Origin of the sequence: Paenibacillus sp. Lou8.1, from assembly GCF_024213565.1 — a bacterium.
Taxonomy (GTDB): domain Bacteria; phylum Bacillota; class Bacilli; order Paenibacillales; family Paenibacillaceae; genus Paenibacillus; species Paenibacillus polymyxa_B.
The window spans coordinates 56,570-72,472 of the sequence record NZ_JANAVN010000018.1 but is presented as its reverse complement, the minus strand read 5'-3'; the positions used below and the strand labels follow the sequence as shown (position 1 = coordinate 72,472).

The following is a 15,903-nucleotide window of genomic DNA, read 5'->3' as shown; positions in this document are numbered from 1 at the left end:
CCTAAGGGAATATTTTATAGATAATTCTCGGGGTCAAAATTTTCTACAAATGAAAGAGCTGGTTCAAAATCAATTCGTTTTATATGAATGTATTTGCTAGTTCCAAATTTCTTTTTCATTTTGCTCCAGATATTTTTACGGTACTTACCAACGATTTTTGGGAAATTTTCTTCCGCTTCTTTGTGACGTATCTTTGCTAACTCAGTGGACTTCTCTACCACCGCCATATAAAGTTCGTCAATCTCAGCAGGGAGCAGTCTATTTATGTCTCTAAATTCTTTTGCAAACACCTGAATTTCAGCAGCGGTTTGATTTACACTTTGCTCGATCACCATCATCCGATCTAGCATTACTTCCATTGCATTGCCTTGTTCACGTTGATTGGCAAGTGACTTTTGAAGAAAGCTGTAAACTTGGTTGGATTCTTGTGGGGATTTACTCATTTGAATTTCCTCCTATGATTCGGCCATTTATGGCACCTTTTATTTGTTTAGTGAATTCTTCTAACATCTGTATTCCTTGTTGAAGACTTTTCTTTGTTTGGGCATCCGATGAAGCAATAGCACCCAGCATGTAACTCGAAATAGCCACTTTTTCGAGAAACTTATTAATATGAACTCTAACTTCCAAGGAGTTATAATTTGCATCAAGTTGAAGTCTGTGAAGTTGTTTTCTAGACTTCTCTTCATCAAAATCAGTAGTGTCTTTTACTTCATACTCCAGTAGCTTTTCTTTGGCATTCTTGTAACCGTGCCTTAAATCATTGTTTTCGAACTCTAAGTTTTCAATTTTCTTTTTCAAAGAATCTGGAACCACTTCAAACGGACGTTCTATGACTTGAGGAGGTTGATTCTTCGCTTCTTGCCACAGGTGTTCATAATGAATCGCTGAGTTTTTGGCTGTTTCGGCTTGCTTTTGTGCTTGTTGAAGTGCTTTCTTCACTTCTCTAAGCTCACGAACGGTCATTTCGTCAACTGTCTTCTGTTCGCCAGTTGAGGGTATTTCGTGTGCTTGCTTAGTGAATTCTTCACGGTCAATCGATTCTGGAAGTGAGAGCATTTCGAAAATTTTCCCGGTTGGTAAATCGGCAGACGTCTGCCGATTTCCAAACTGTTCATAAGCTTGGATTAATGCTCTTGCTGTTCTCGGTGCAATATCTATTGATTGCAACCAAGGTTCCCACTGTCCATGTACAAGATCATTGTCTTTCACATGCTTCAATCGTTTTCCAATCTCAAAGACAGCCTGTCCAGCAACTTGTTTGAAACTGTTAATTTCAGCAGTTACTTCGATTAAGTCTGATGAAAGTGAAAGTTGCGCCATATAATCACTTCTTTCATGCACTTTTCTCGTTCTGTTCAACATGTGTTACAAGTCGATTAAAAAAAATTTCCCTTGGGTCTTTTTCTAGCACTTCACTGATTAAAATCAGTAACGAACCCGATGGTTCTTGTCCGTGAAGTTCTATACTAGTGATTGTCTGACGAGTTGTTTTAGCTCTCCTCGCTAACTCAGCAACAGACATCCCTCTCCTTTTACGGAATTCACGAAGCTTGTTGTTTAACATGTGTAACACCTCCTTGATGACAATGTAACACATGTTAAACATAATAGTCAAGTATGTTTTACAGAAAAAAATCAGTACTTTCTTTAGTTCCTGTCAAACATAATGTAAAGTTAGTGTTACACAAATGCACTGTTTTCGATAACTTTTATTAAAAAGGTGGATTGAAATGTCAGAATTAGGGGATTTATTAAGAGATCTCAGAGGAAAAGAGTCATTAAGGGAAGCAGCAGAAAGAATTGGAATAAGTCACACGTATTTAAGTATTTTAGAAAAAGGAAATGATCTTCGAAGCAAAAAACCTATAAAACCTACTTCTGATACATTAAAACTTTTATCTAAAGCTTACCAATATCCTTACGAGATATTATTAGAAAAAGCAGACATAATTGATGAAGACTTAAAGTTAAAATTAGAGGATCAGCATAAAATGAAATTACTTAAGGACTTTGAATCTTTAGACGAAGAAGGACAAAAAATAATTACTCATATGATCGAAAGGCTTAAAAAAAATGATTAACTATGCTCTTGCTTGAATAAACGGATATGGTAAAATGAATCCAGAAGTGACCTACACTGGTGCCAACCTAAGAGTGGATCATTTTCGTTTATCAATGTAAGTAAGCAAAAATCCCCAACAGAGGCATGCACCAGCCTTAAGGTTGGGGATTTTAATTTTAATCAGTAATTGAATTGCCATGAATAAAAGCTCTGCCGACCCATTAAGGTTAGCAGAGCTTATTTGTGTTTATTTATCGCCCCGTAGGACACTATCATAAAACTCCTGTTTTTTGGTTATATATTCATCTACGCTATCGAAATATTCAAATTCCGCGTTGTTAACTAACCATTCTATCTCATGATGCTTCATTTGAGCACCATACAAACAATTATGCATCATTTTTATCTGTTGTTCATCTCTCACACGGATGATTTGAAATTCTTGTTCATTGATAATGTAGTATTCTTGTTCCTTTTTCTCTCGATGAGTAGATTCGTCCACATAAAGAAAGCTAGTACCGCCGCCAAACCATTTACCTCGCCGTTCCATTCTAAACATAAATTTCACCCCTAAATAGAACCTCTATTCATTTCATTGTATTCCATTTGGAAATTGAATTGCAATGTATAAACTTCGTATGATACCATAAGAATAGAAAAAGGGAACGGTTGCAGCCGCTCCCCTGTACAACATGTCCGCTATAAGAGCGGTCGGCTTGGTTTGCGATCACGAAATAGACCGTTGACCTTACCACAGGGCGGTCTATTTCCGTTTATGGAAAGAAAGTATCAGAATCACCAATGTTGCAAATTGAATCATCAACATCAGCGTGTCTTTAACTTCCATGGCTTCACCCCCTTTACAGGAGATTAGCCGACCGCCCTTGATAGCCGTTATGTCGTACAATCCAGATTATACCACATTAGTCCTCTGTTAAGAGGGCTTTTTATTTTGCAGTATACACCTTACAATTCTAGTAAGACAGTTAGGAGGCACACTATGAGAGTAGCAGTATACATCCGGGTAAGTACCGACATGCAAGTAGAAGATGGCTTCTCTATTGAAGGACAACGTACAAGGCTCACAAGCTATGCAGCGTCTCAAGACTGGGAAATCCACGACTTTTACATAGATGAAGGACAGTCAGCTAAAGACCTTAAGCGGCCTGAAATGGAACGCATGCTTTCGGACATGGAAGAACATAAATTTGACGTGGTACTCGTTTATAAACTTGACCGTCTCACGCGCTCTGTAAGCGATCTGCACGACCTTTTGAAGCGTTTTGATAAGCGTAGTGTAAAGTTCAAGTCAGCCACTGAAATATTTGATACTACGACTGCTATGGGGCGTCTCTTTATCACAATCGTAGCTGCGATGGCAGAATGGGAACGTGGCACCATCTCTGAGCGAGTGCGGTTTGGTATAGAGCAAATGATATTAGAAGGTAAGCGTCCAGGTGGAGTCCTGCCCTATGGATACACACAAGATAGTGAATTAATAGAAGAAGAAGCAGAAATAATCCGTTATGCCCGTAAGTTGTACATGAGCGGTCTTGGCTACCAGTCAGTTGCAGTGAGACTCAATCGTGAAGGTAAGCTTCGCCGCGGCAAACTGTGGACTGCCGCAACGGTAACTTATACATTAGAGAACCCGTTTTATGCTGGTATCCTGCGGCTGGGTTCCAAACTACCAGGAGGAAACTACGTTAACCACGGACGCGATGACAGAGTAAAATGTCTGTATGGTGATGGGGAACATCCCGTTATCTTTACGCGCCTGGAATATGAAGAAACAAAAGAATATATGAAACGTAGAACTAGCGGAGGATTCAGCCGTGTACAGACCTACTGGTTTTCTGGCGTGCTGCGTTGTGGACGCTGTGGAGCAGCTATGTTTGGTAAGATGTCCAACAAGCGAAAAAGGACCGATGGAAGCCTTGTCCGTACGCCTTATTATATCTGCTCTAACAAACACGCTAATAAAAGCTGTGACATGCCTACATTTAGACAGATACATGTGGAGCATCTATTTATGGAGTATATTAAGCAAGTCACCACAGATCAGGAAACCGTTAAACAAGTTGCTGCTACTATGCAAAATAATGAGATTAAAGTAGTAGACGAAATTGCTTTGGCAAAGAAAGAGTTAAAAAAAATAGCGGAACGACGCGAAAAGTGGCAATACATGTTTGTGGAAGGTCTTATCACTAAGGATCAGATCCGTAAACGTATTATGGAAGAAGATGCAGCTGAAGAAGAAATCAAAAAACATATGGCTGAAAATAAGAACATGATGTCTGCTGTTCCCAAATCCGATGATTTAAAAGAGCTTGATCAATTGTGGCCTGAAATGGATGATGAAGAAAAGAAAGATATGATTTTCACATTGTGTTCTAAAATAGTGTTGCATACAGATGAAACGAATGTTAAAGGCGTAAAGAACAAATTTTTCGATGCTTATATTGGTGAGGTACTTTATAATTAATTTATAGCGCTCTTTTATGAGCGCTTATTACATATGACTACCACATTGTATTGTATAGACTTCCATCATGACCAGTATTCATGGCTTGCAGCATATCCAGCGCCTCACTTCCCCGGACCTCACCCACCACAATGCGATTAGGCCGCATACGCAGGGAGGAACGAATCAGATCACGAATCGTGATTTCTCCCTTTCCCTCGGTGTTCGCATTCCTTGTTTCCATGGAAACCAGATTAGGGACCGTCACAATTTGTAGCTCTGCTGAGTCTTCAATGGTAATAATCCGTTCAGACGACGGGATAAACTGGGATAATGCATTCAGAAAAGTTGTTTTACCAGAACCCGTTCCCCCGCTGATAAAAATGTTGTACTTGCTACGTACCAAGTCCTTGAGCATAGCAGCGGTTTCTGCATCCAGCGCACCCATTCGTATCAAGTCATCCATCGTCATAGGACGCTCGGGAAACTTCCGTATTGTCATCGTCGGACCCTTGAGAGCAACTGGAGGCAGCACAATATTTACGCGTGACCCATCCTTTAACCGGGCATCCACAATGGGGGAAGCCTCATTCACAATTCGGTTCACCCCGGCTACAATCGTCTGGATTAAATCCTCCAGTCGCTCGCGGGACTCAAATTGATCGGGTACCTGCATCACCTCACCAGCCCGCTCCACAAAGATTTCGCGGTGACTGTTGATCATAATTTCCGTAACGGTCGGGTCGTCAATCAATGGCTGGAGTACATCTAGCCCACGGAAAGAGTTAAAAATCTTGCGGACAAGTGCGTGCTTCTCACGGGAAGTTAAGCCCGCCAGCTCTACATCGTGTAAAATTCGATTTTCAATATGCCGTACCAGATCGGTATCCTTTACCGAAGACGTTACGTCCAGCCCGTTTCGGATATCTGCTCGCAATGCCTTAAACCGTTCCTCATTCATGTTCATCAGCCCCTTTTAAGACCAAACGGCCGGCGGATGTGTTACACTGTCCACATTCAGCAGCTCGTGGCACAGATGACGAATTTCCCGCTGATAAATAGGTGAACTAAGCAGTAGCTCACGGTGCTGCATCTGCTTCCATGAAGGTATATAGGGTAACGCTCCGTTTAGCTCCATGAAGTCACGAGGTAACGAGTTGATCATCGTTCCCATATAGCGGTTCACCACAAAGCTGGTTTTGCATATCATATCTTCAAGCCCTTCAGACTGCGTGGTTTCTAAAACATCCAGCCATAATCCGCACTTGTGCATGCTCATTAAATCGTCTGCCAGCAACCAGATCAGCTTATGACTAGCTTCAAGCACGGCTTGAGCCCGGTCACCTTTTTCAGAATCGCCATCTACGATCACTACATCATACTGTCCGCTTTCGGCAACCGTTCGAATCAGTTCTTTCGCTTCATCACAAGTCATGTCCGTCAGTTCCTTACGATTATAAACAGGCTGAAAAGTATCCGCCTGAATTTCAGGGCGGCGAACACAATAGGCTGCCACGGATAATGGAATGCCCTCATTCCCCTCCGCCTTGAGATCATAGAGCAGCCTGGATAGCCCTTCTCCTTCTGCTTCGCTAGCACTGCCTGAACCAGTGAACAACGAGCTTGAATCCACCGTCTCCAGATTCAGATAGAATACCGAATATCCCTCACTCCCCAGCTGTTTGGACATATTGAGTGCGGCCGTTGTCTTGCCCAGTCCGCCGGAAGCTGCTACCATGCCGATAATCAGTCCACCTTCCCGGCTGTTTACACATTTCCGACCGTTCGACTTCTGTCTCGCCGTTTCCAAAATAAAACCGACCAGCTCAGATAAGGGCTGATATTTTAATAAAGACTGTCCATATTCGCTCACTTGTTCTCCCTCATGCAATACCAAACAAGGAATATCAGCAGCTTCCCTATCTGTCCATAGATTCAAAAAAGCCGCTTCACCAACCACCACGTCCGGTCTTTTCATTCCGCTGGTTTCCATCATGTATTGATGAAATGCCTCCGGTTGCGAAAAAGCCGTTATTCTCAGCCTTCTGGCGTACTCGCTTCCGTGAACATAATTCAGCAGCGGCTCAATATAATCCCGGCCTTCTACAGCCAATACCACTTTCACTGGAACCATAACGCTCATCCCTTTCCCTAACACAACAACGCAAAAAAGCACCGTTCATCCATCCGTAAGTACATACGGTTGGTGAACGGTGCTTCCGTCACGTGCAATCTATTTACTGGTAGAATAGCATAGCGCTTATATTAGAGCAAGTATTTTTTGTGCAAGTATCTTCCAAAATCCTCGTACTAGGAGAAGGCGGGCAGTCTAGCCCCGCCTCCTACTATCTTCATCTTAGTAGAATTTGTGGTGACGACGATGACAGTCATGATGGCGATGATGGCGACGTTTCCGGCAATGACATTTCTTATCAAAATCTTCATGTTTCCAGTGATCACGTTTAAATTTAGGTTTAAACTTAATGACAGTCACCTTAATGATCTTCTTAAAGACACGTTTTTTTGGCTTTGGAAAATGACAATCATGCTTACGATGTTTATACATTCAAATTCGCCTCCATTTCTTTGAGATAGAATATACTATGGAAGCAGCGAACCATCGGTAACCAGCATATGACTATTTATGAATTTACTGGGCTAATTAATGATCTACCTCCAGCTTAATATCCGGATCATAATCCGCCACAATGAGAACATCCATATGACGTGCTTGACGGAGAATCCTCGGCACAACCGCAGCCTTACCCCAACGGCTACTTCGGGAAGACTGCCCCACGATGAGCTGTGTACCTGAATATCCTTCCACCGGAGCAATCAAAATGTCGGCAATTTCGCGTCGGCTGGAAACAAGCCGTATCTCAAAGGTCCCCCCCAGTCGGTGGGTCAGCAACTTTAGTTGTTCCAGACGAGGGTTCAGTCTCTCAGGGATACGCTCACCGACATGAGCATAAGTCACAATCCACACAGCCTTCAGACGAAAGGCGATACGAAAACCACGGCGAATCAACCTTTCAGCATTTTCGCTTAGCGTCACACCTACGAAGATCACTTCCTCCCTGCGCCACGGTCCCCGAAGTGATTCGTGTCGATCCCAGGATTCCAGCCGCTCATCTACGTCATCTGCCAATTCCCGCAAAGCAAGTTCACGCAGCGCAATCAGATTGCCCAGTTTAAAAAAGTGGCTAAGTGCCTGTTCCACCTTCACAGGATCGTATATTTTGCCCTCACGCATGCGTTGCTGCAACGATTTAGGAGCCACATCCACAAGCTGTACTTCATCGGCCAGACGCATCATATGATCGGGAACAGTCTCTCTCACACGTATGCCAGTAATCTGTTCTACCGCATCATTCAGGCTCTCCAGATGCTGTACATTCATTGTGGATATCACAGAAATACCTTGTTCCAAAATGGTAAGCACATCCTCATAGCGCTTAGATCTTATACTTCCGGGCACGTTGGTATGTGCAAGCTCATCAATAAGCACCACCTCGGGATTACGCCTGAGAATGGCTTCGGTGTCCATTTCTTCCAAATGTGCGCCATGACGCTCAATGGACTGACGGGGAATCATCTCCAGAGAGCCTACTTGTGCCAATGTTTCTGCTCTTCCATGCGTTTCCAGCAGTCCGATAACTACATCGATCCCACTTTCCAGCAGATCATTCCCCTCTCTCAGCATCGTGTATGTTTTGCCGACCCCCGGAGCAGCGCCAATGTATACCTTGAGCTTGCCCCGCAGGATTTTGGCTGCCTCAGCCTGTGCTTCCTCAACACTCAAACGATGATACGGATCATTATCTCCCTCTTCCTGTCTCATTGTTGGCAAGATTCGCTCACCCTCCTGCTCGGCCCGGTCCGCAATCAGCAGCAAATCCATATTTTTCATTCGTTTTAAAATCCCGTTCACCAGCGATCCTTTCATCAGCTCCTGCCACGGAGTCTGCCGAGAATGCCCCATAACAATTCGGGTAACATTGTGCGTCACCGCATAATGAATCAGTTGACGAGGCAACCTTCTGCGGGAAAAAAGCGGGATTTCTTCAAATGTTGATCCGATCTTGTCAGCCAACTGCTCAATCGAACGCTTGAAGGCTGCTGATTCCTTGGACAGCCTGCGCTTCGAGCTGACAAAGGAGACCACTAGCATATCTCCACCCAACCGCTTGGCGACCTGTTCTCCCCTACGTACATAAATAGACCCATTCCAATGATATTGAACAGGTACCAAAATACGCTCTGCCGCTCCTGACGCCCCGTGCAAGCCTAACTCCTCTCGGTGCCGTTCCAGCGAATCGTTCACATCCTCTGCTACCAATCGCAGGGCTAGCTCACGCAATTTACCCAGATTTCCCCGGTGAAACATCTCAGGATTGGGTGTATGCATGTAGCCTTTCGCCAGCCGTTCCAAAATCATCTCCGGGGTGGCATCAATCAGACGAATTTCATCCGCCAGCTCCAGTGTATCAACTGGAACCGTATATTCCGCTTCAAAGCCTGTTAGCTGATATACCCACTCCGTAATTCCTTCGAGTTCATAAACATTAACCGTCGTAATGACGCTAATTCCCTGCTCCAGTAAATACCGAATATCCTCCAGCCGTGTTGGAAATGGGGCGTCTTTCCGGTTATGATGTGCCAAATGATCCACCAGTACCACCTCGGGATTTCGTGTCACCAAAGCTTCCACATTCAGATCCTTTTGCTCCTCACCATCTTTTATCCAATGAATACTAGGCACGCGCTCCAGCGTGCCGACCTGTTCCACAGTCACAGGCCGCTGCATGGTTGAGACCGCGCAAATTACAACATCAATACCTTCATGCTGCAACGATTGTCCCTCCTGCAGCATATGATACGTTTTGCCCGAGCCACTGACCGCACCCATGTATATTTTGAGTCTGCCTCGATGCAGTTTGTTAATCGAATCCAGTATTTCCTCTGGTGATTTACGTTTGAAGCTCTCCACTTTCGTTCCTCCCCCAGCGTAACCGCTCATTCCGTTCATTCTTATATGGTTGTAATGAATGTACTCCCGTGTCCCAATCAATTCAAGATGATCAATCAAGCTTGCTCCATAAAAAGCCGCGCAGGGCAGTATAAGCGCAAAAAAACGTGCATTCAGGTCTCTTATGCCTGAATACACGCTATTTTAGGTAACTCATATGGGATCACTTCCTACAATCACTTGCTATCTTCGCCAACGATCCCCCGTTGTTGAAATAACTTTTGCCATATCACACCGTGAGACGGGGAAAAGAGAAAAGCCAAAAGCAGCAACACACCCGATACACATAGCATACATGCCGCAATAGAAGCATCCAATACACTTGCTGTGTAAAAGCCTACAACCGAACTGATGGCTCCAAATCCGACGCTGTATACAATCATACGAGACAACTTCTCCGTCAGCAGATAAGCGGTAAGCGGCGGCACAACGAGCATGCCAACCACCAGAATTGCGCCCACGCTCTCAAATGATGCCACCGTCGTTAGTGAGACGAGGCTCATCAGCAGATAATGAAAAAAAACAACTGGAATGCCTAATGAAGCTGCCAGGGCGGGGTCGAAGGAAGTGATTTTAAATTGCTTGAAAAAGCCCCCTATCACGAGCAAATTGATCAAAAACATTGCGCCCGTAATCCACACAGCTCTCGGACCGACATCGAAGCCGGCTATTTCTAGCGTATTCCACGGCACATAAGCAATTTCACCATACAAAACGTGATCCATATCCAGATGGGCATTGGAAGCAAACACACTGATCAGCAAAACACCGATAGCAAACAATGTCGTAAACACCACGCCAATGGCAGCATCACTTTGCAGACCGCTTTGTTGGAATAGCTGAATTAGGTACACCGTTAGAAGACCCAGCACAGCCGCACCAAACATCATCCACACCGAATCCCTCGATCCGCTGATGAGAAAGGCAATGACAATCCCCGGCAATACCGCATGACTGATTGCATCACCGATCATAGCCATTTTTCGAAGCACGAGAAAGCACCCAACGATACTACATCCCCCTGCCACTAACATTCCCGTCAAAATTACATAGAATGAACTCATAGGGCACGCTCCTCCCTTGGCTGTGTTCCGAATGTCTGCTCCAGATTTTTTCTGGCGTTCAACCGAACGATAGCCTTGGAGATCATCCCGCGCTGCGGCGCAAAAATCAAGCTCACTCCAAACACCACAGTCGCACACAACACGCATAACGGTCCTGTAGGCAGATTTTGTCCCAAAGAGCTAATGACCGTCCCGCCAAGTCCCGCTATAGCACCAAATAAGCCTGATAGGCACACCATGACACCCAGCTTCTCTGTCCAGTATCTTGCCGACACGGCCGGGGTAATCAGCAGGGCAGCCATCATAATGACTCCCACGGCCTGAATGCCAGCAACCACCGCAATGACAATCATTAGCATCAACAACTTATCCAGCAAACCTGCCGGAAAACCAAGTCCGCGGGCAAAGCCGGGATCAAAGCTGAGCAGCTTAAATTCCTTGAAAAATAATATACATATTCCGATGAGTACCACCGAAATTACCGCCATCGTATAGACATCAGACAATACCATTGCCGCAGCTTGACCAAATAGAAATTTATCCAATCCGCTTTGGTTGCCTGCGCCACTATGCTGAATTTCGGTCAACAACATAATGCCGAAGCCAAAAAATACCGACAGCACCGCTGCAATCGCGGAATCGCTTTTAATTCGTGAATACCGGGTTAACGCACTGATGGCAAAGGTCGCAACAATCCCTGCAATGGCGGCCCCAATCATAAATCCAAACACGGATTTTGTACCTGTGATCATAAAAGCCACACATACCCCCGGCAAAGCTGCATGTGCCAAGGCATCTCCCATGAGCGACTGCTTGCGCAAATACATAAAACTGCCAATCACCCCGCTGCTTAAACCGAGCAAAATGCAGCCCAGCAAAATCCACTGCATATTCGGGTCGGTCAAAAGCGTTGCCAAACTTGTCATACTGCTCACCTCACTCCGAGTATCGTACCGGAATCCGGGCTTGTTTTGAGTATACTCAGACGCCCGCCATACGTACGCTGCAGATTTTCCTCGGTAAAAATATCTGTCGTCTCTCCAAACGCCATAAGATGCCCGTTCAACAGCATAACCTGATCAAAATAATCCGTGACTGTAGATAAATCATGATGAACGACAAGTACGGTTTTACCCTGCTGTTTCAGATCGTTGAGCAGCGAAATAATGGCTTTTTCTGTTGCAGCGTCCACACCGACAAACGGTTCATCCATAAAATAAAGCTGAGCATCCTGCGCGAGTGCTCTGGCTAAAAAAACACGTTGTTGCTGACCGCCAGACAATTGACTAATCTGCCTGTCTGCATATTTGCTCATTCCAACCTTGTCCAAACTCTCCATCGCAGCCTGACGATCTGCTGCACCCGGACGCTTAAACCAGCCCAATCTGCCATACCGTCCCATCATAACCACATCCAGCGCGTTCGTCGGAAAATCCCAATCCACCGACTCCCGCTGTGGTACATAGCCAACCTTGAGCAACTGTTGCTTATAGGGCTTGCCGTAGACCAGCACCTCGCCCCTAAGCTTTGGAATCAGTCCAAGCGCTGCCTTGATCAACGTAGATTTCCCAGCCCCGTTCGGGCCGATAATACCAATCAGCTTGCCTTCCGGCACCTCAAAGGAAACATCGAACAAAACGGGCTTTTTTTGATAAGCTACCGATAAATCACGAACGACAAGTGGTGAATGCCCCATGTATCTTTGCCTCCTTATTTAAGAGCTTTAACAATCGTATTAACGTTATGCTTGACCATTCCAATATATGTGCCATCTTCTGTGCCTTCTTCACCCATGGCATCCGAATACAGCTCGCCACCAACCTTAATTGTATGACCTTGCTGAGCGGCCCCCTGAATAACCGCATCTATGGCCTTTCTCGGAACACTAGATTCTACGAATATAGCCTTGATTTTATGTTCGACCAGATAATCTCGCAGCTTGGTCACATCTTGAGAACCCGCTTCTGATTCTGTGCTCATACCTTGAAGTCCTCTCACTTGAATGTGGTAGGCATCTCCGAAATAGCCGAAAGCATCATGTGCCGTGACAAGCACGCGCTGGGCTTCCGGTATACTGGCAATCTGCTTTCTCGTATAATCATCCAGCTCTCGCAGCTCAGTAAGATAGGCTTCTGCGTTGGCCTTATATTCCTCCGCATGAACAGCGTCTAGCGCCGACAATTCATCTCTGACGGTTTCTACCGCAGACATCCAATTCTGTACGTTAAACCAGATATGCGGATCATGCTCAGATCCCATTTCCGGGCTACCTGCACGCAACTGATCCTGTGCGATGTTTTTGGACACGGGTATGACGGGTTTTTGCTTGCTGATCTTCTCCAGAATGTCCTGCATTTTTCCTTCCAGATGCAACCCGTTATAAAAAATAACATCGGCCTGATCCAGCTTGCGCATATCTCCCTGAGAAGCCTTGTACAAATGCGGGTCAACGCCTGACTTCATAATTCCCGTGACCTCTACATGATTACCGCCGACCTTGCCGACAATGTCAGAGATCATACCGATGGTAGCCGTAGCCTTTATTTTTTGTCCTGTTTCTCTCGCAGTTCCCTGCTCCTTCTTCTTAGCATCGGTACATGCAGTCGCTAAAACCAGAGCTAGAGACAATACTCCAACTGTCGTTACCCATCGCGGCAAAGCCTTCTTAAACTGCTTGTTCATGTTTTAAAATCCTCCTTTGAACTTCGTTTTGGGACAAACTATTTCCTTGATTCAATTATTTTTTATCAATACTATATTTTAGAGTATACACTAAAGTTTTTACCTAGGGAAACATTTTTAAAAAATATAATTCTTATGTATTTCGTTATACCGTTCGATTTTCGTTCTCCCAATGTGTAATATATAGAAGATATCCAATCGTTAAACCAAAGAATACATATAAAGAGGTGCAGGTCATGGAGCCAACAGGATACAGCCCTTATCGGAACAAACGTCGGCAAGTTCGGATACGAAAAATACTGCTTATTTTTATGCTGGTGTGCTGTCTGCTTGCCCTAACTTCCTGTGCTCGAGGTGACATCCATGTAGATGTTCATCTCGATCAAAGTGTAGATCTGGATGCAACGTTCAGTGTAAACAACCAGACACTGATGATGTTGGACAATCCCGGGCTACTAGATCGATTAGTCAAGCGTATTCAAAGCAACAATGTAGATGTACAGCCGCTAGCTGAACAGGGAAGAAAGGGATATCAAATCAAGGGGCATTATCAAGGAGATTGGAGCACAAACAAAAAAAATCCCAGTCAGGGATTAAATCTACCTGAGGGATTAGAAATAAAGCGCGCTGTGAGCCAACATTTTTTCACAACGAATATTGATCTTACCATGAAGCTCGATCTACCACGGATGCTTCCTGAAGAAGCTCAAGGACTGAGTGACAAATTTGAGCAAATGAATGTGTTTGCGCGCAAATTACTGGAGCGGCAGCTGGATCTTAACTTCAGCCTATCCTTACCCATCCAACCTGCTACCAATAATGCGGACCGTGTGTCGGAAGACGGAAAAACACTGTATTGGGACATTGCTCCTTTGGAATCTAACGAGCTAAAATTGTCTGTTAACGTACCCAATGTACGACATATCGTGTATGTAGCTGTTACGAGCCTGATACTAATCGTGATCGCTGTGATCTTACTAATTCGTAGACATCGCTCCAAAAAAGAAACTTAAAAAAGCAACTAAAAAAATCGTTGTCTGATTTCTGGTGGGGGGATCTGACATTGATCCTCTTCATCCTTGCCAAACCAACGATATCGGTTACGCGCCACCCAGTTATAGACAGCGTTGCGCACAAAGCGGGGAACCAGGATGAACACATAGGCCAGCGGGTATGGAAAACGAAGACGTTTGGCAATTCGCAAAGCAGCGGTGGACCTTGTATAATACGTACCGTCTTCAATCAGCACAAACGTATCCAGCTGATCTGTAGATAGTCCTCCTGCACGTAATAGTTCTTGTCCTGCCTCGGATTGCAGGGAACCAAAATGAAATGTTCCCTTAGGGTCACGCTTGATAATAAAGCGGGCCGCTCCCTGACAAAAGTGGCATACCCCATCTACCAACACAATGGAATGATCTGAATGAGCATGATCAGTCTGGTTCATAAATGCATTTCACCTCCAAGAAAATCAACGGCATGAATACCAGCAACGCAACCATATGAATATAAACAAAAAAACGCCGAAAGTATCCGACGCTTGTTTAGAAATGTATAGTCTTTACCTGTTCGAAAAACTAGCTCAATGCTTTCTCAAACAGCTGTTTCGTATTAATTTGCTCTAAAAACTCCTCATGGAACTTATCCATACACTTGCAGATAAAATCCTTATGGCATACCGGGCAAGGCGTCGTTAGCAGTCGACTAATATTCGTCAAGGTCCACTCCGGATTACGTTGAGAAAAAACGCGGCACTCCGTTCCATCGGCCAAACTCATTTTAAACTCATAAAGCCCTTCTTTTTCGTTGCTGCCAGCCAGCGTGAAATTAACAATATTCGGTCTGTAAGACATCATATCACCCGTATTTTTCAAATTTGTTTCGTACCTGATGACCAGAATCACCTAAGCCATCTTAATGAATTTTGGCGATGATGTCAAATGGTCACAAATCTCAGCGAATCAAGATCTATGTGCAAAAGCCACCGATAAATCGGCGGCCGGAGTGTAAAAGTTATAGAAATGCAGTCAAATGACATTAAGCTCGACATCAATGTTACCGCGTGTTGCTTTGGAATACGGACAAAAATCATGCGCTTGGCGTGCCAGATCTTCGGCCTGGGCGCGTTCAATACCGGGTATTTTCACATCCAGACGTACCGCCAGCTGGAAGCCGCCATCGCTTGGGTCCTTGCCGATAGATACGTGGCTGGTGACCTCAACATTGTCTACCTTCACCTTAGCCTTCCGGGCCACATTAGCCAATGCGCTCTCATAGCAGGCACCATAGCCTGCCGCAAACAATTGCTCCGGATTCGTAGCTTCTCCACCTGCGCCACCCAGTTCCTTCGGCGTGCTGAGCTTATGCTTCAAAACTCCATCGGATGAAGCGACTGAACCGTCTCTTCCACCATGTACCGTTGCTGATGCTGTGTATAATGCTTCCATGATTTCATCTCTCCTTCTCTATATCATATGTTTTCCGCAGGAATCTATCGTCATGTTAATACATGATTTCCTTCTCGTATGTACTTTAAACGAACTACACAAAATGAATCATTTGAAATAAGGTTGTTAACCCGTACATTTACCGTTTAGTT

At 44.7% G+C, this 15,903-nt stretch carries 17 protein-coding genes and 1 pseudogene; 3 read left to right on the top strand and 15 right to left on the bottom strand.

Going from position 1 to position 15,903, the window contains the following annotated elements:
* Positions 1-14 precede the first annotated feature (14 nt).
* The 3 genes from NLX78_RS22705 to NLX78_RS22695 are packed head-to-tail and all read right to left on the bottom strand — an operon-like array spanning position 15 to position 1,567.
* On the bottom strand, positions 15-443 hold the full coding sequence (locus NLX78_RS22705; protein WP_254351569.1) for an ORF6C domain-containing protein: 429 nt from the start codon (positions 441-443) through the stop codon (positions 15-17).
* On the bottom strand, positions 436-1,365 hold the full coding sequence (locus NLX78_RS22700; protein WP_254351568.1) for a DUF3102 domain-containing protein: 930 nt from the start codon (positions 1,363-1,365) through the stop codon (positions 436-438). The genes NLX78_RS22705 and NLX78_RS22700 overlap by 8 nt, the downstream gene beginning before the upstream one ends.
* A complete protein-coding gene (locus tag NLX78_RS22695) occupies positions 1,337-1,567 on the bottom strand; it encodes a helix-turn-helix transcriptional regulator (protein WP_254351567.1) in 231 nt (76 codons plus the stop codon). Before NLX78_RS22695 ends, NLX78_RS22700 begins: the two co-directional genes overlap by 29 nt.
* 166 nt (positions 1,568-1,733) lie before the next feature.
* On the opposite strand from NLX78_RS22695, the gene NLX78_RS22690 reads away from it, so the two are divergent.
* Positions 1,734-2,084, top strand: coding sequence for a helix-turn-helix domain-containing protein (locus NLX78_RS22690; RefSeq protein WP_254351566.1), 351 nt, complete (start codon positions 1,734-1,736; stop codon positions 2,082-2,084).
* Between the two features lie 228 nt (positions 2,085-2,312).
* Here NLX78_RS22690 and NLX78_RS22685 read toward each other — a convergent pair whose 3' ends face one another.
* Complete coding sequence (locus tag NLX78_RS22685) at positions 2,313-2,624, bottom strand: hypothetical protein (protein ID WP_254351565.1); 312 nt, start codon at positions 2,622-2,624, stop codon at positions 2,313-2,315.
* A gap of 204 nt (positions 2,625-2,828) precedes the next feature.
* Complete coding sequence (locus NLX78_RS26800; RefSeq protein ID WP_223822117.1) at positions 2,829-2,912, bottom strand: putative holin-like toxin; 84 nt, start codon at positions 2,910-2,912, stop codon at positions 2,829-2,831.
* Positions 2,913-3,065: 153 nt separating this feature from the next.
* Here NLX78_RS26800 and NLX78_RS22680 point away from each other — a divergent pair, with 153 nt between their 5' ends.
* Positions 3,066-4,550, top strand: coding sequence for a recombinase family protein (locus tag NLX78_RS22680; RefSeq protein ID WP_254351564.1), 1,485 nt, complete (start codon positions 3,066-3,068; stop codon positions 4,548-4,550).
* Between the two features lie 55 nt (positions 4,551-4,605).
* Here NLX78_RS22680 and NLX78_RS22675 read toward each other — a convergent pair.
* The 7 genes and pseudogenes from NLX78_RS22675 to NLX78_RS22645 form a co-directional block, all read right to left on the bottom strand.
* Positions 4,606-5,490 (bottom strand): annotated as a pseudogene (locus tag NLX78_RS22675) (TadA family conjugal transfer-associated ATPase); the annotation flags it as partial.
* A 15-nt stretch (positions 5,491-5,505) separates the two neighbouring features.
* Positions 5,506-6,663, bottom strand: a complete 1,158-nt coding sequence (locus NLX78_RS22670; RefSeq protein WP_254351633.1) for a P-loop NTPase family protein — start codon at positions 6,661-6,663, stop codon at positions 5,506-5,508.
* A 528-nt stretch (positions 6,664-7,191) separates the two neighbouring features.
* A complete protein-coding gene (locus NLX78_RS22665; protein ID WP_254351632.1) occupies positions 7,192-9,519 on the bottom strand; it encodes a histidine kinase in 2,328 nt (775 codons plus the stop codon).
* A 215-nt stretch (positions 9,520-9,734) separates the two neighbouring features.
* Positions 9,735-10,622 carry a metal ABC transporter permease gene (locus NLX78_RS22660; protein ID WP_254351563.1) on the bottom strand — a complete coding sequence of 296 codons (888 nt, stop codon included), beginning with the start codon at positions 10,620-10,622 and terminating at the stop codon, positions 9,735-9,737.
* A complete protein-coding gene (locus NLX78_RS22655) occupies positions 10,619-11,548 on the bottom strand; it encodes a metal ABC transporter permease (RefSeq protein ID WP_254351562.1) in 930 nt (309 codons plus the stop codon). Before NLX78_RS22655 ends, NLX78_RS22660 begins: the two co-directional genes overlap by 4 nt.
* Positions 11,549-11,553: 5 nt before the next feature.
* On the bottom strand, positions 11,554-12,318 hold the full coding sequence (locus tag NLX78_RS22650; RefSeq protein WP_061829566.1) for a metal ABC transporter ATP-binding protein: 765 nt from the start codon (positions 12,316-12,318) through the stop codon (positions 11,554-11,556).
* 14 nt (positions 12,319-12,332) lie between these two features.
* The gene (locus tag NLX78_RS22645; protein WP_069291388.1) at positions 12,333-13,304 is read right to left on the bottom strand and encodes a metal ABC transporter solute-binding protein, Zn/Mn family; all 972 of its coding nucleotides are present in this window, start codon (positions 13,302-13,304) and stop codon (positions 12,333-12,335) included.
* Positions 13,305-13,540: 236 nt separating this feature from the next.
* Between NLX78_RS22645 and NLX78_RS22640 the strand changes: the two genes are divergently transcribed.
* The gene (locus NLX78_RS22640; protein WP_061829568.1) at positions 13,541-14,317 is read left to right on the top strand and encodes a DUF3153 domain-containing protein; all 777 of its coding nucleotides are present in this window, start codon (positions 13,541-13,543) and stop codon (positions 14,315-14,317) included.
* An 8-nt stretch (positions 14,318-14,325) separates the two neighbouring features.
* Here NLX78_RS22640 and NLX78_RS22635 read toward each other — a convergent pair whose 3' ends face one another.
* The 3 genes from NLX78_RS22635 to NLX78_RS22625 form a co-directional block, all read right to left on the bottom strand.
* Positions 14,326-14,751: a thiol-disulfide oxidoreductase DCC family protein gene (locus tag NLX78_RS22635; protein WP_061829569.1), complete on the bottom strand. Its 426-nt coding sequence runs from the start codon at positions 14,749-14,751 to the stop codon at positions 14,326-14,328.
* 130 nt (positions 14,752-14,881) lie between these two features.
* Positions 14,882-15,208 carry a hypothetical protein gene (locus NLX78_RS22630; RefSeq protein WP_025722703.1) on the bottom strand — a complete coding sequence of 109 codons (327 nt, stop codon included), beginning with the start codon at positions 15,206-15,208 and terminating at the stop codon, positions 14,882-14,884.
* Positions 15,209-15,331: 123 nt separating this feature from the next.
* Positions 15,332-15,751: an organic hydroperoxide resistance protein gene (locus NLX78_RS22625; protein ID WP_013309264.1), complete on the bottom strand. Its 420-nt coding sequence runs from the start codon at positions 15,749-15,751 to the stop codon at positions 15,332-15,334.
* Between the last annotated feature and the right edge of the window lie 152 nt (positions 15,752-15,903).